This is a genomic window from Lachnoclostridium sp. An169 (genome assembly GCF_002160525.1).
GTDB lineage: Bacteria > Bacillota > Clostridia > Lachnospirales > Lachnospiraceae > Mediterraneibacter > Mediterraneibacter cottocaccae.
This window is the reverse complement of sequence record NZ_NFKT01000008.1, coordinates 1-14,543: the sequence shown is the minus strand read 5'-3', so window position 1 is coordinate 14,543 and position 14,543 is coordinate 1. Positions and strand designations below refer to the sequence as shown.

Here is a 14,543-nt window from a genome sequence, read left to right as displayed (position 1 = left end):
ATGTAACTCATGGAAAGAAATGATCTGTGTTGGTGCGGCAGCGGAAAAAAATATAAGAAATGCCACATGCCGATTGAGGAGAAAATGCTGCTGCATGCAGAGCGGGGCGAGATTGTCCCCACAAGAAAGCTTTTGAAAACGCCTGCCCAGATAGAGATGATCAAAAAAAGCGCTGCGCTGAATACCGCGGTGCTGGACGAAGTGGCAAAACACATCCATATCGGAATGAGTACGGAAGAAATCGATCAGATCGTCTACCGTTTTACGACGGAACACGGCGGGATTCCCGCGCCCCTGGATTACCAGGGATTCCCGAAAAGCGTGTGTACTTCCCTCAACAATGAGATCTGCCACGGCATCCCGGATAAGGACATCATTCTGGAAGAAGGCGACATTATCAATGTGGATGTCTCCACTATCCTGGACGGATACTTCTCCGATGCCTCCCGCATGTTCAAGATGGGAAAAGTCTCAGACCGGGCAGAGCGCCTGATCCGGGTGACGGAAGAATGTGTGGAACTGGGGCTTGCCGCGGCAAAACCGTGGGGGCACCTGGGTGATATTGCAGATGCCATCAACACCCACGCACGCGCAAACGGGTACTCTGTCGTTGAAGAGATCGGCGGGCACGGAATCGGGCTTGCCTTCCATGAGGATCCGTTTGTAAGCTATGTTACCCCGAAGGGCAGCGAAATGCTTCTCGTACCCGGCATGATGTTCACCATCGAACCCATGATCAACGAGGGAAGCCCGGACTTCTTCGTGGACGAGGACAACGGCTGGACCGTGTACACCATCGACGACGGTCTGTCCGCACAGATCGAGTACATGGTGCTTGTGAAAGAGGACGGCATTGAAGTGCTGACAAAATAAAGGGCGGAAATATCAGAAAAATTTGCGGGCTGACAGGGCGGCGCAGGGAATCCATTTTCCTGCGCCGCCTTTTTATTTTCTCGCCTCTTTGCCCTGCTGTCAACTCTCCATTCCTGGAAAAATAAAAAGAACAGGAAAAATATTTTCCTCCGGTGCATCTTTTTTTCCGCCTGTTTCGTTATAAAATATATACTGTAATTTTTCATCCCTGTAATGCCCAGAACCAGAATACGAAAGGACCTGGCCCGATGAGACACAAACTGCTTGCCATACAGGCGGCGCAGGGCGACCGCAGCGCTCTGGAAAGCCTTGTACGGCAATACTACGACGCCATCTACAATTACATTTTTCAACGGGTACGCTCCCGGGAAACAGCGGAGGATCTGACACAGGATGTGTTTGTAAAACTGACCGCCTGCATCTCATCCTACCGCCCGCTTGCCTCCTTCTCTGCTTTCCTTTACCGCATCGCCCACAATCAGGTGATTGACTACTACCGCACCTGCCGGACAGCGGTTCCGCTAAAGGACAGCCGCCCGGAAGAGGCAGCTTCGGAAAACAGCTTTTCCGTCCCGTTGTCAGAATCCGCCCGGCGTCTGCAGGACCCGGCACATCATACGGAAGAGAAGCTGCTCGTGGAAGCCATGCTCTCACGCCTGACGCCGGAACAGAGAGAATGTATCCTGCTCTATTATTTTCACGGGCTCACCTGCCGGGAAATCTCCCTGGTTCTGGACGAGCCTGTGCCCACTGTAAAAAGCCGCGTCCGCCGCGGTCTGGAATCCTGTAGAAAATGGTTGGAGGAAGAATGATGAAGCATTTCAGAAAAGACAAGTACTTCAGAGCAGACAAATATTTCAGGACAGACAAATATCCCCAAAAAATGAGTACGCTGCTGCGGCAGAATCTGTACGAGAATCCTCCGGAGGGTGCTCTGTCCCGGTGTCTTGCAGCTCTGCCGGATCCGCCTGCCGCCCCGGTGCGCCAGAGTCTCCTCTCTCTGCTCCGCCTGCAGATGCACATGCTTCCGGGATATATGTATGCAGCCGCAGCCGCCGTTTTTCTTCTGATTGTCCCTGCTGCTGTGTCAGAGCCCTCCTCTCTTTCCTCTGACTTCATCCTGTACTCCGGAGCGGTTCTCGCGGGAGCCGGACTTTTTATTCTCCTTCACCTGCTCCTGGCACAGTCCTGCGGTATGTCAGAGACAGAACGGTGCTGCCGCTGTCATTTCAGCCGGATCATTCTTTCCCGCTGTCTCTGTCTGGGGCTCTTCCTTCTGGGACTCTGCGGTGCAGTGTGGATCATAACCCGCATTTTCACTGACCTGCCGCTCTCCTGTACACTGGGAATATTCCTGCCGCTTGCCGTCTCCTGCGCAGCGGGCTTCGGCGTCCGTCTGATTCCCCGGGCAGGAAATCCGTATTCAGCCGCAGCTGCCTATCTGATTGCCTCAGTTCTGGTATCGATGCAGCTGTCCGATCTGACAGCCCGGGATCTTCCGGCCGTGGTTCTGCTGCTCGCGCTCTCGGTTCTGGCAGTCACTTTTGAAACAGGAATTTTCATGAAAAGGAGTACCGGTTATGAATCTTACACTTTCTGATCTGACAAAATATTACGGAGACAAAGCTGCTGCGGACCACATTTCTCTGAAGCTCACTCCCGGCATCACAGGGCTTCTCGGTCCCAACGGCGCAGGCAAGACTACGCTGATCCGCATGCTCTGCGATCTGCTCCGTCCGGACCGGGGACGGATTCTTCTGGACGGAGAAGAGATTCATCTGATGGGGGAGCGCTACCGGGATCTCCTGGGATACGTTCCCCAGAAAATCGGATTCTATCCCTGGTTTACCGCGGAAAAGTACCTGACATATCTGGCGGTCCTCAAAGGGCTCGATAAGAAACAGGCTGCCGGCAGAATCGATGAACTTCTGGACAGAGTAGGACTCTCCCCGGAAAGGAAGAAGAAGCTCGGCGCCTTCTCCGGCGGCATGCTCCAGCGCATCGGCATTGCCCAGGCTCTTCTGAACGATCCGAAGATCCTGATTCTGGACGAACCCACTGCCGGACTGGATCCCCGGGAGCGCATCCGTTTCCGCAGTCTGATCGCAGGATTTGCCCGGGACCGTCTGGTTCTTCTTTCCACCCATATCGTATCAGACGTGGAGCATATCGCCACCCAGGTTCTCCTTATGAAGAATGGTAAGATTCTCGCCCAGGAGACAATCGAAGAACTCTGCCGCCGTTTTTCCGGCCAGGTATTTACCCTGAATGTCCCTGCCGGTCAGGCCGAAGCTTATCAGCAGCTGTATCTGGTCACAAATGTACAGCCCGCAGGGAATCAGGTGAAGCTCCGCATCGTCTGCCCGGATGAGCCGGAAGGAGGTGCCGTTCCGGCCGCTCCGACCCTGGAGGACGCATACCTTGCCCTGTGCGGCGGTGAAAGTCCCGGCAGCCGCAGCTGAACCAGACAACGGCCCGCACTTTCCGGCGGTTCCGGCACAAACCGGTCATTGAAATGAGGTGAACAGCACATGCTTCTTTCTTCCGAATGGCGCAAAGCCTGGAGTCCTTTAACCGCACGGCTTTTCCTGGGCTTTGTCTGCCTGGCGCAGATTTTCTATGTCTCGTATAATACAGACCCGAATTACCGCGAATATGCAGAACAGTACAACGCCCATGCAGACAGCATCCCTGCAGAAGAATTTACCCGGATGCTCGACAGCCATGTTGCTTCCCTGATAAGCGAACACTCCGGCAGTACCGGGTATGGTGCGGTCCGGATCGACCGTGCTTACTCCCGCCTGCGCGCCGCCTCGGAAAACGGGGAGCTTGTCTTCGGCGTCTCCCCCGCCGCTGAGGGAATGCGAGACCAGGCCATGGTCAACTGGGGATTTGTCCTCTTCCTGCTGTATTTCGCAGGCAGCCAGGCAATAGCGGAAAACATTTCTGCCGCAGCCCCGCTTCTCTCTGTCACCCGCCACGGGCGCCGCAGACTGTTCCTCGCCCGCTTTGCCGTATTTCAGTTATCCGCCCTGCTCGTCTGGGCAGCCGCGAACCTGTCCCTTGCGGCATTTCTCACATTCCGCTGCGGATGGGGGAGCCCCGGCAGTGCGATACAGGACTTTGTTTTCAACTCTTCTCCCCATGTGTGGAACCAGCTGCAGGCAATGACGGCAGTCCTGTGTGTAAGCCTTGCCGCCGGGCAGGTCACGGCGGCAGTCATTTTCTGCCTCATTTACTGCCTGCCCTGTTCCTCTGCCCAACCGCTGAAAAGCCTGGTCATCACCTCGGGAGCCATGGTTCTTCCGCTGATCCTCTCCATGAACTATAAAAACACATGGACCGCGCTGCTTCTCCCCTGCCTGATGCAGAACAACTGGATGTGGAACGATTACCGGGTAATAAAGATCAGCTTTATCTGCTTAAGCCCCTGGCAGGCTGCCGCCGCCGAACTGACTCTCGCGGCCATTCTCGTGTGGCTGCGGATAAGAAAAGGAGGAAAAAATGTTTCGATTTGAGTTTGACAAATTCCGGCGCCAGCGCCTCTTTCTGGCGGCTGCCGTGCTGACTCTGTTATTGATATACCTCTTGTCCGCTTTTGGCGGCATCGTAATGATGGCAGAGTGGAAATGGAATCTGAATACATTCTGGAATGATAAAGAATACCGCAGAGAAGTCCTGTCCCGCAAAGTCGAAACCATCGACAGCGCCTGGATACAGAAGGTTCAGGAAGAATATCATACCTTTGTCGATGAAAACCGCAGGACAGACGAAGAGATCCGGCTTTTCATGGACGAATGGTACGGTGAAAGCGGTCCCGCCGCAGGGGAAGATGCGCCGGAATATGAATCGGTCATCGCAGATCCCTACAACTATTCCTATGCTTATCTCGTACTGAACGAAGATGCCTATTATTCCAACCGTCTGGAGTATTTCGACGAAGCGTTCCGTTTCTATATTCCGCTCGCCCAGGATGCCCCCGCCTATCTCCGGGATCGCTGGGAACATGAAGAAAATACAGGATACTCCCGGCGGCAGTTAAGCGACCGGGAGCAGCTTGCTGATTCGGTTTTTGAAAATTTTACACCTGTGACCGGTTCCTCCTGCGGGTGGGATGTACTGATCTGCGCAGGGCAGAACCTCCCCTACACTCTGGGTCTGGCCCTCCTGGCAGTTCTGTGCACCAGTTTCTCCACGGAGCGCGCTTTTTCCATGCGCCCGCTTCTGCGCACTGCAAGAAAGGGAAGAAACAGACTGGCTGCCGTAAAGCTGGCACGCGCCTGGCTGATCACAACCATCCTCTGGGGGATTTTCCAGTTCTCCATACTGATCACGGCAGCCCTCGCCTATGGCCTGGAAGGCGCAGATGTAACCGTTATGTATCTTGCTGTCCCTTCCATCTACGGGCTGAGCAACCTGCAGTACTACATGATCCAGACCGTTTTCAGCTATTTCGGCACACTAACCTTCGGACTCTTTGTCTGCCTGCTGTCCTGTCTGCTGCCACTGAGAGTAAGTCTCCCCCTGGGACTGGTGTTCACGCTCATCACCGGGTATCCCAATCAGAGCTTCGCCTTCTCGGACCAGTGCTTCGATCTCTGGGAAAAAATCGCGGCACTGTCCCAGGCACAGCTCATGAGCGCGTTCACGACTTTGCAGACGTACCAGTCCTACGATATCGGGATCTGCCTGATCCGGCTTCCCGCCGCTTCCGCCGCGGCCATTGCGGCAGAACTGATCGTCATGGCTGTTCTTATCTTCCGGATGGAAGGCGGAAAGTAACGTATGTGATTACTGCCTTTTCTTCCTTGCTTCCAGGTAATGTCTCAGCCCTTCGTACAGAAGCCGCACGATCAGATTGATGAACAGCAGGAGCATACACATGGCAGCCGCCGGCGCTGTCTGGCCCGCGCCCTGCATGCTCACGATCATCACGGATGTGATGGGCGCGGTGGGTGAGTAGAGGAATACTACTGCTGAAACGGTCACCAGGGAATTTACGAAAAAGTAAACCCACATCTCGCAGATCGCCGGGAAGCACAGCGGCACCGTCACCTTCCGGAAGGTCCGGTAAAAGGGAACCGACAGGGATTCCGACACGGTCTCGAACTCCTTGTCCAGTCTTTTCAGCGCCGTCGTCGCCGTAGAGAAAGGCACGGAAAAGAAATGGATCAGGTTGGCAAATACGATAATCCAGATCGTCCCGTAAATCCCGTGGAGCGGGTTCACAAGTGCGTACTCCGTAAACGGAATCGCAAAGGAAGACGCATTAAAAAACATGATAAAGCTTAATCCCACGACCGTTCCCGGGATCGCCAGCGGCGTGATGGACAGGAAGTAGGCAATCTTTCTGCTGATCACGAATTTCTGCTGCGTCTTTTCTATCATATATGCCCCCACAAAGGTGATAAACGTCCCCAGGAAAGCGGAAATCAGCGAGATTAAAATGGAGTTTCTGAATGCAGTCAGCCCGCTTCCCGATCCTGCCTCCGCCAGGTTGTAATTGTCCAGGGTAAATGTCAGGTTGTACGGCCACAGTTTGATCAGTGAGGCGAAAAGCGCCACTGCGAAAAACAGCAGCATGGCAAGGGTGACGATAATGCAGAACAAAGTAGCGGCAAAATCGCTCGCCGGATGTGGTTTGATCTGATAGGGCACGGATTTCGAGTTGATCGCCGCGCTCTGTTTCTTGTTGGTAAACCAGTCCACCACAAAGGAGAGGATCGCCGGAAACAGAAGGATCATTCCCACCACTGCACCCATGTTGAAGTTCTGCTGTCCCACCACCTGTTTGTAAACGTCTGTTGCCAGAACATTATAATTTCCGCCCACAACCGAGGGCGCTCCGAAGTCTGTAAAACTGTATGTAAAAGAGACAAAGATGGCATTGATCAGCCCGTATTTTACATTCGGTATGGTGATCGTCACCATTTTCCGGAAAGCGGAAGTCCCCATCGTCTCCGCCGCCTCATAAAGCCGGTTGTCCGCCGCGGAAAACGCCACCATCAGGATCGTTGTCGCCGCCGGAAAGCAGTAGATGCTCTCCGCAATAATGATGCCAGCCTTCCCGTACAGCGGAATTTCAATCCCCAGGGAAGTGAGGATCCCCTGGTTTCCGAACAGATAGATCAGGGCGATACCGAGCAGCATAGTGGGCGCAAAGATCGGGATCATCCCCACATAACGGAAAAAGCTCCTGCACGGCACATTTTTCCGCGACAGCGCGTAGGCAAAGAAAAATGCCAGCGCCACCGAGATCACTGTGGACCAGATCGCCACCACGAAAGTATTTCCGATGGAATACACCATGGCTCGGCTTGTGAAATATTCCCGGAACTGGGCAAGGCCCACAAAAAGTCCGTCCTTATCCTGAAACGCCTTGACAAAAAGCGTGGCAAGAGGGCAGACCAGAAACACAAGTAAAAAAACTACAACTGCGTAGATTGCGGCTCCCCGGACAAAGTCCTCCTTTGTGACCCGCTGCAGTCTTTCACGTATCTTATTCATCACTGTTCCCTTCCTGTCACGCGGTCTCAAACCGGAGTACTTCCTCCTGCGGAATCCGCAGGCTTACCGCCTCGCCGACCTTGAATTTCTGTTTTTTCGCCGTCTGGAACGGCACGTCAACCGCCAGGGTAATCTCCCCGTGCAGCACATGTTCCGCCTGCACAAGAACCCGGTAGTAAAATCCCCGGAACTCGATATCGGCGATCATTCCTTTCAGGATATCTTCTGTACTGCCTTCGTCTTTGCCTGTCCGCGTGATCTCGATCTTCTCCGGACGCACGGCCGCTGTCTTTCCCTTCAGTTCTCCGTAAGGAGTTCCCTTTTCCGCGTTAAAGAAATTAATGGAACCGATGAAATCCGCCACAAACGGATTCTCCGGCTTCTCGTAGATCTGTTCCGGCGTTCCGGACTGCATGACCACCGCTTTATTCATAACCACGATCCGGTCCGCCATGGTCAGCGCCTCGTCCTGATCATGTGTCACCATGATGGTGGTCAGATTCATTTCCCTCTGGATATTGCAGATCTCTTTGCGCAGTGACAGACGGACTTTCGCATCCAGCGCGGAAAGGGGCTCGTCAAGGAGCAGGAAATCCGGTTCCGTCGCCAGGGCGCGTGCCAGCGCCACCCTCTGCTGCTCCCCTCCGGAGAGCTGTGCCGGGAGACGGTTCCTGGCGCCGGAGAGACGGATCATCTCAAAAAGGCGGTTGACCCGCTCCTCGATATCACTGTTTCTCATTTTCTTATTCCGCAGTCCGTAAGCTACATTCTCATATGCCGTCAGATTTGGGAACAGTGCATAAGACTGGAACATAATCCCGAAATTTCTCCTGGAAGGAGGAAGATTCGTCACATCCCGGTCCCCGATATAGATTCTGCCCTTCGTCGGCCTGTCCAGACCTGCGATCAGCCGGAGCAGCGTTGATTTTCCGCACCCGGACGGACCAAGCAGGCAGACGAATTCGCCTGCCTGGATGTCCAGATTCACATTATTGAGTGCGATGGTTTTATCATAAACTTTTGATACGTTTTCTATTTTCAGACTGACACTCATATCTATTCCTCCGGAGCACTCTTCGCATCGTAACGGTCAGACCACTCTGCAAGGATCGCATCCCTGTTCTGTGCCGCCTTGTTGAAATCGATATCCGGGATCAGCTGGTCAAGCGGATTGGATGAATATCCTTCCGGGATCTCATCGCCCACGCCGATTGCGACGATCGGATAGTTTGTGGCGTATTTCTTCATGATATTGTCTGAAATCGCCCAGTCAAGGAAATCTTTGGCAATCTGTTTTTCATTGTCCTTCTTAATCAGGGCATTTGCCTCCATGTCCCATCCGGAACCTTCCTCCGGGAACACCGCCTCGCAAATCTCACTTCCCACTTCCTCCGCGGACTGCAGGCATCTGTATCCGAAGGAGATACCGATTCCGTACTCTCCTGCCGCAGTCTCCTTTGCCGGCTGGCTTCCGGAGTGCATGTAAACCGCTACATTTTTGTCAAGCTGGTCAAGATAATTCCATCCCTCTTCCTCGCCGTACAGGGAAAGGATACCGTTTACCGTCAGAAGTCCTGTTCCGGAGGAAGCCGGATTGGACATAACGATCAGCCCTTCATATTTCGGGTCAAGAAGATCCTGGTAGGAAGTCGGAACCGTATCAATTCCGTGATCTGCCAGAACATCCTTATTCACAATCCATGCCGTCTCCCATGCATCGATCCCCACCCAGGACGGAGTCTCGTCTGTATCTTTAAACTGAGGCAGGATCCGGTCCACACCTTCCGGTGCGTAAGGCTCAAGCATCCCATCCTGCTTCAGGACGAGAAGGCTGGTCGCGGAAAGCCCCCACACAACGTCTGCCACCGGGTTGTCCTTCTCTGCCAGAAGTCTGGAAGTAATAACGCCGGTTGACTCTCTTGTTACATTTACCGTCACATCCGGGTGCAGTTCTTTGAACTCCTCCAGATAGTCCGTCACCTGCTCATCTTCCAGTGCAGTATATACATTCAGTACATTTTCATCGGCGTCGTTTCCCGCTGCCTTTGCTTCCTCTCCCTGTCTTGTCACGCAGCCTGTCAGGGCACCCATCGCCATCACAGCCGCCATCGCCAGAAGTACAAATCTCTTTTTCATATTCAATATTCCTCCAAAGTTTTGATTCGAGAGTATTGTATCCGGCGAACTTTTAGTTTTTATTGGATCCATGTATTCTTTCTGTTAAAAAAAGCGGGGAATTTTAAGACAATTTAACATTCTCAGGATCAGGGTTTCCAGTACTCACGGATCGTCTCCCTGGCGATCCGCACATACTCCTTTCCCCGGTTATAATCCCCGTATATGGTTCCGACCTCTCTCTGCGCCACTTCGAGCAGACATCCGGAGGACGCTTCCGCCACTCCCCGGAAATATTTCCTCAGCGCGTCTTCATCCAGCGGTCCCGGGTTTGTCACGTACTCCGCTCTCGGCTTGCTGTAATAGATCACATTGGTCCCCCGCAGGTACTCACCCACCTGTCTTTCATTGTTAAACGGGGACACTGAGAGTTTTCTCAAGTTCTTCCATTTTGACAGATAGTCGGACCAAATTGCGTCCACACGCTCACAGCATCCGTAGGAGAGCAGTCCGAACCTCCGCGCCAGGCGGTCCTGATACGGGAAGACGAACTCCCCGAACATCTCCGGCGATACCGCAGTCGTCTCCTGGGACTCCAGGAATCCCCAGCACTGTGTGGTCTTCGTCACATGATCTGCCGGAAGTTCCGTGGTAAATGCAAAGCTCTCCTGGGAAATCGGGCTGATCCCGTTGGTCGGAAGCAGGAGACCTTCCTTTTCCAGAAAGTCATAATATCTCTCATACACGCTGCACGCCATATCCATGATCTCAAGCAGCATTTCCGGACAGTCATACATGGAGCAGTAATAATTCTCCATGCCCATGAGCGCTACCAGAGGATTCGTCATCGCTCCGGGCAGACTTCCCATCACCATGCGCACCGGAAGGATATCCCCCAGCACCTCCTGCGCCAGTTCTGCCTTTTCTTCTGTTTTTCTGCGGTCCACGCCAAGGTCTCCGCCGCGAAGCTTATCCGCCTCTTCCTCCAGGTCATTGATCACCGGGTCTATGTGATACCCCATGGCATTCTCCCCGGAAGCCCTTGTAATATGCGGCTTTAACCCAAATGGCGACACACAGGTATCCCATGTCAGATCATATGTCCCGGAGATGGGCGTGTCATCGTCAAAAAGTTCTCTTCCCACCAGCGTACTTAACAGATGCTCCTCCATCTCTCGCGCTGCTTTCCCCTCACACTGCAGCCGCGGCGTGATCACTTCATGCGGGAAATTAGAAAAAAGCAGCCTGACTGTAGGCGTCTCCTTTCTCCCCTCCCCCAGCGCTTTCCACTGTTCCAGGATCTCCTCATTCCGCCTGCTGTTTGCATATTCCTGCTGTCTGTGCGCCAGACTCCTTAATCGCTCCCTGTCCTTTGCGCTGATCGTTTTTCCTATCGTTTCCATGACTATTTTCTTCCTCTCTTTCTCGCCAGAAGCTCTTTTTTATCTGCTAACAGTCTAGCGCAGAAACATATGCAGGTCATTACTTTTTTCTGCGGTATTATTTAAAAAAATTGCGGTCTGTGCTATGATTTAAACACATGATCCCCCCCCGCAATTCCAGAAAGGAGCCCGCCTTATGCATCCGAACGATTCCAAGATCGACCCGAGATCAGACTATTATGTATATGTACCGGGAAATCTCGCCCGCAGACTCTATCTGTATCCGCTCACTGCCGGGGAGTCCCACTATCTTCCCGGATACCGGATCAGCCGCAGCAGTTTCGACAGCTTTCTCATCATGTACATCTCAGAGGGGAACTGTGACATCTCTGCGGACGGAGAAGTCTTTCACGCATCGGCGGGACAGACGGTGCTTCTGGACTGCTACTGCCCCCACTCCTACGGAAATGAAGGAGCATGGTCGGCAGTCTGGCTCCACTTCGACGGTATACTGGCACGGACATATTTCCGGGAAATCACGGAGCGTTCCGGCATAGTACTGACCATGGCGGCGGCTCCGGGGCATTCCTGCCCGGATGCCTCCCGCCCGGTCTCCCCCACTTACACTGCGCTTCAGGATATCTGCAATGTCTTCCGCCAGGGGCTCGCAGTCTCCGAGCCGGACATGTCCCGGCGGATCACTGCCATACTCGACAGCCTGCTGACTTCCACATCCCGCACGGTTCAGGATGGCAGTCTGCCCTCCTGCAGCGACACGATTGCGGACTGTATTGCCTACATCAGCGACCACTTTCAGGAGCAGATTTCCCTTGACGATATGGCGCAGAAAGCCGGGTTCAGTCCTTATCATTTTACCCGCATCTTCGCCCGCGCCACCGGACTGACGCCCCACCAGTACCTCATCAGCACAAGGATCCGCGCCGCAGCCTTTCTGCTCAAATCCACCGATCTGCCAGTCCGGGAGATCGCCTTTGCCACGGGATTTTCCAGTGAGAGCGGATTCTGCACGACATTCAAAAAATGGGAGGGCATAACGCCCTCCCGCTACAGGGATCCGGATTTTTTGGATTGAAGTTTTTCTAATTCTTCAATACATTCGACAAAATGCTGTTCTACCGGGGAAAGCAGCTCGTCCTGCTTTCTCTTATATTTTTCGTATTCACTATGAGCTTTTTCAAGCGCCTGCTTATGGGTAACAGTCCCCTTAGTCCTTAGAATGTCTCTTCTTGTCATTCTAAGATAATCATCTATCGTCTCCAACCAGTCTTTCATATACATCGGTTCATGGTTTAATGCATGCACCTCTGCAATATCCAAATATGCCGTAACAATTTTATTTAGCGCATCCAGTTCTTCCTGACTCAGATAATTTTTAGCAATCTCTACATCTGTTCTTTTTATCTTCTCTCCCGACCAGGATGTCAGTCCCATATGTTCTTTTTCTGCATCAGCACGCTGATAGATCACTTCTGCCGCAGTATGCTTATGAGCTGCCCAATGCATTTTGTTCTGGACCTGTTTAAAAAAGATAATGGAACTTTCTGCTCTGGGATCATAATCAATGCTCGTTGCATAAATCTCCAGTACTTTTCTCCAAAAAACTTTTTCTGAGGAACGTATATCTCTGATACGGGCCAGTAATTCATCAAAATAGTTGCCCCCGCCTAATCGTTTCAAGCGCTCATCATCCAGAGCAAATCCTTTCTGCATATATTCCTTTAAAATGTTTGCAGCCCAGATACGAAACTGAGTACCGCGCAGTGATTTTACTCTGTATCCCACAGATATTATCACATCAAGATTATAGTAGTCTACCTGGTAGGTCTTTCCGTCATCAGCAGTATGGGCAAATTTTGCCCATACTGCTTCTTTTATCAGTTCTCCCTCTTTAAAAATATTCCGAACATGCTTTCCTATCACACTTCTGTCTCTCTGAAACAGCTCCGCCATCTGATCCAATGAAAGCCAGACCGTATCGTTTACAAAAGTTGCCTCAATTTTCGTCAACCCATCTTCTGTAGTATACATGATCAAATCTGATTTCTGCATCATCCTTCACCTCTTTTTTTATTCTGCCCATTGAAAGTCTGTCGGCAACATTCTGATCTGCAATATATTTTCATCATATACGAAATATCAACAGTCATTTAATTTCTGGATTTTTTTGCTGCGCAGAGACAAAATGCTCATGGCAAAGCCACAGACTCCCGTGCATAAAAACATAACAGCCATGCCGCTGCCCGCACCGTTTCCCACAAGTATTTCTAAAAAGGACACTATACCTGTGTCAGAGCGCATAAAAGGCTCAAATATATAGTCGGCTAAGTATCCTCCCAACAGAATACCAAAAGGGATCGTGCTGTATTGGACGGCATTTCTTACAGCAAACACCCTTCCCTGTATTTTTTCAGGGATTTTTTTGTAAAGTATTACGTTCTGCTCTGCCGTAATAAACGGAATCGGCAAGCTTGCGGCAAAAGCGGCAAATGACCAGAAAAATACATTTCTGCCAACTGCCATTGTCAGATCGCCAAGTAAAAAGGATACCGCAGCAGAAATATAGATCATATTTGCTTTTTTCCTGCTTTCTTTTTTTACAGAAACAAGCAGACCGCCAATGATTCCCCCGATGCCCATGCAGGCATTTACAATTCCCAGCACAACATTGTTTCCTGAACTTCTTGCCAAAATCATAGGGGATAATATATTTTCATAGGTCAGCCGGGAGAAAAAGTTTATCACTGCCATGGTAAGCATGATATGCAAAATCCCGGTTTCATTTTTCAAAAAATGAAATCCAGCCATTATTCCCGCAAATGGAGATGTGAACTTCTCCCTTATGATCTGTTCCGGTATATGGATCAAAAACAGAAGAACACAAAAGGCTGCTGCAAAACTCAACAGATCAAACAGCAAAATCAACGGCAGACCACCTGCGGAGAAAAGCACGGCTGCCAGCATCGGACTGAATACAACAGTCAAATTGCCGGAAAAAGAATTCATTCCGCTTACATTAGCCAGTTTATTCTTCGGCACAATTCTGGCTATTGCCACGGAAGATGCCGGCTGTTGAAACGCCGTAGTTGTTCCTGCAACAGCATTAAAGGCATAAATGTGCCCTGCTGAAAGAGTTCCTGTCGTTGCAAATGCCAGAATGAACAGTGAAGCCAGTGCAGCGATACTGTCCGAAACAAGCATAACGGCTTTTTTCCGATGGCTGTCAACAAACACACCGACAAATATACTTATCAAAATATATGGCACATAGTTGCAAAATGACATGAGCGAAACCGAAAGAGCTGAACCCGTCTGCTCGTATGTCCATAAAATGAGAGCAAATGCAGTCATGGAACTGCCCAACTGCGAGATACTTTGACTTACCCATAAAACTATGTATTTTTTAAAATTTCCCATTGAATTTTCTCCAATCTGATTCTTAATTTTTCAGAACAGAATTGTACAAAATCCAATGTCCGGCGAAAATTAACTCTGTACAAATGTCGCCTTATCATCAGATTTTGTACAGAGTTGATTGCGTGACCTCCTCTCGCCACTTAACCTGACGGTTTGAAGTGGGAGCTTCCTGCTCATCAGCCCCAACGGGCTAAGTATCAACAGGCTATCCCCGCCGGCCCGACGGTTCTT

The 14,543-nt window shown here is 51.6% G+C and carries 13 protein-coding genes; 7 read left to right on the top strand and 6 right to left on the bottom strand.

Going from position 1 to position 14,543, the window contains the following annotated elements:
- Positions 1-9: 9 nt before the first annotated feature.
- From B5F07_RS07660 to B5F07_RS07635, 6 genes are all read left to right on the top strand, one after another.
- Entirely contained in the window at positions 10-873 is an 864-nt protein-coding gene (locus B5F07_RS07660) for a methionyl aminopeptidase (protein ID WP_087160689.1), read from the top strand.
- A gap of 248 nt (positions 874-1,121) precedes the next feature.
- Positions 1,122-1,685 carry an RNA polymerase sigma factor gene (locus tag B5F07_RS07655; protein ID WP_140397987.1) on the top strand — a complete coding sequence of 188 codons (564 nt, stop codon included), beginning with the start codon at positions 1,122-1,124 and terminating at the stop codon, positions 1,683-1,685.
- On the top strand, positions 1,685-2,473 hold the full coding sequence (locus tag B5F07_RS07650) for a hypothetical protein (protein WP_087160687.1): 789 nt from the start codon (positions 1,685-1,687) through the stop codon (positions 2,471-2,473). Before B5F07_RS07655 ends, B5F07_RS07650 begins: the two co-directional genes overlap by 1 nt.
- On the top strand, positions 2,454-3,335 hold the full coding sequence (locus B5F07_RS07645; RefSeq protein ID WP_087160686.1) for an ABC transporter ATP-binding protein: 882 nt from the start codon (positions 2,454-2,456) through the stop codon (positions 3,333-3,335). Before B5F07_RS07650 ends, B5F07_RS07645 begins: the two co-directional genes overlap by 20 nt.
- A 69-nt stretch (positions 3,336-3,404) precedes the next feature.
- Positions 3,405-4,391 carry a hypothetical protein gene (locus B5F07_RS07640; RefSeq protein ID WP_087160685.1) on the top strand — a complete coding sequence of 329 codons (987 nt, stop codon included), beginning with the start codon at positions 3,405-3,407 and terminating at the stop codon, positions 4,389-4,391.
- The gene (locus B5F07_RS07635; protein WP_087160684.1) at positions 4,378-5,655 is read left to right on the top strand and encodes a hypothetical protein; all 1,278 of its coding nucleotides are present in this window, start codon (positions 4,378-4,380) and stop codon (positions 5,653-5,655) included. Before B5F07_RS07640 ends, B5F07_RS07635 begins: the two co-directional genes overlap by 14 nt.
- 9 nt (positions 5,656-5,664) lie before the next feature.
- Here B5F07_RS07635 and B5F07_RS07630 read toward each other — a convergent pair whose 3' ends face one another.
- From B5F07_RS07630 to B5F07_RS07615, 4 genes are all read right to left on the bottom strand, one after another.
- Positions 5,665-7,380: a putative 2-aminoethylphosphonate ABC transporter permease subunit gene (locus B5F07_RS07630; RefSeq protein ID WP_087160683.1), complete on the bottom strand. Its 1,716-nt coding sequence runs from the start codon at positions 7,378-7,380 to the stop codon at positions 5,665-5,667.
- Between the two features lie 16 nt (positions 7,381-7,396).
- Positions 7,397-8,434 carry an ABC transporter ATP-binding protein gene (locus B5F07_RS07625; RefSeq protein WP_087160682.1) on the bottom strand — a complete coding sequence of 346 codons (1,038 nt, stop codon included), beginning with the start codon at positions 8,432-8,434 and terminating at the stop codon, positions 7,397-7,399.
- Positions 8,435-8,436: 2 nt separating this feature from the next.
- Positions 8,437-9,516 (bottom strand): extracellular solute-binding protein, encoded by a 1,080-nt coding sequence (locus B5F07_RS07620; protein WP_087160681.1) that lies wholly within the window; start codon positions 9,514-9,516, stop codon positions 8,437-8,439.
- A 128-nt stretch (positions 9,517-9,644) separates the two neighbouring features.
- A complete protein-coding gene (locus B5F07_RS07615) occupies positions 9,645-10,898 on the bottom strand; it encodes a hypothetical protein (protein ID WP_087160680.1) in 1,254 nt (417 codons plus the stop codon).
- A gap of 175 nt (positions 10,899-11,073) precedes the next feature.
- On the opposite strand from B5F07_RS07615, the gene B5F07_RS07610 reads away from it, so the two are divergent.
- Entirely contained in the window at positions 11,074-11,970 is an 897-nt protein-coding gene (locus B5F07_RS07610) for an AraC family transcriptional regulator (protein ID WP_087160679.1), read from the top strand.
- Here B5F07_RS07610 and B5F07_RS07605 read toward each other — a convergent pair.
- Both B5F07_RS07605 and B5F07_RS07600 read right to left on the bottom strand, forming a co-directional pair.
- On the bottom strand, positions 11,943-12,950 hold the full coding sequence (locus B5F07_RS07605; protein ID WP_087160678.1) for a virulence RhuM family protein: 1,008 nt from the start codon (positions 12,948-12,950) through the stop codon (positions 11,943-11,945). The two genes, B5F07_RS07610 and B5F07_RS07605, sit on opposite strands and share 28 nt — an antisense overlap.
- Before the next feature lie 84 nt (positions 12,951-13,034).
- Complete coding sequence (locus B5F07_RS07600; RefSeq protein ID WP_087160677.1) at positions 13,035-14,312, bottom strand: MFS transporter; 1,278 nt, start codon at positions 14,310-14,312, stop codon at positions 13,035-13,037.
- Between the last annotated feature and the right edge of the window lie 231 nt (positions 14,313-14,543).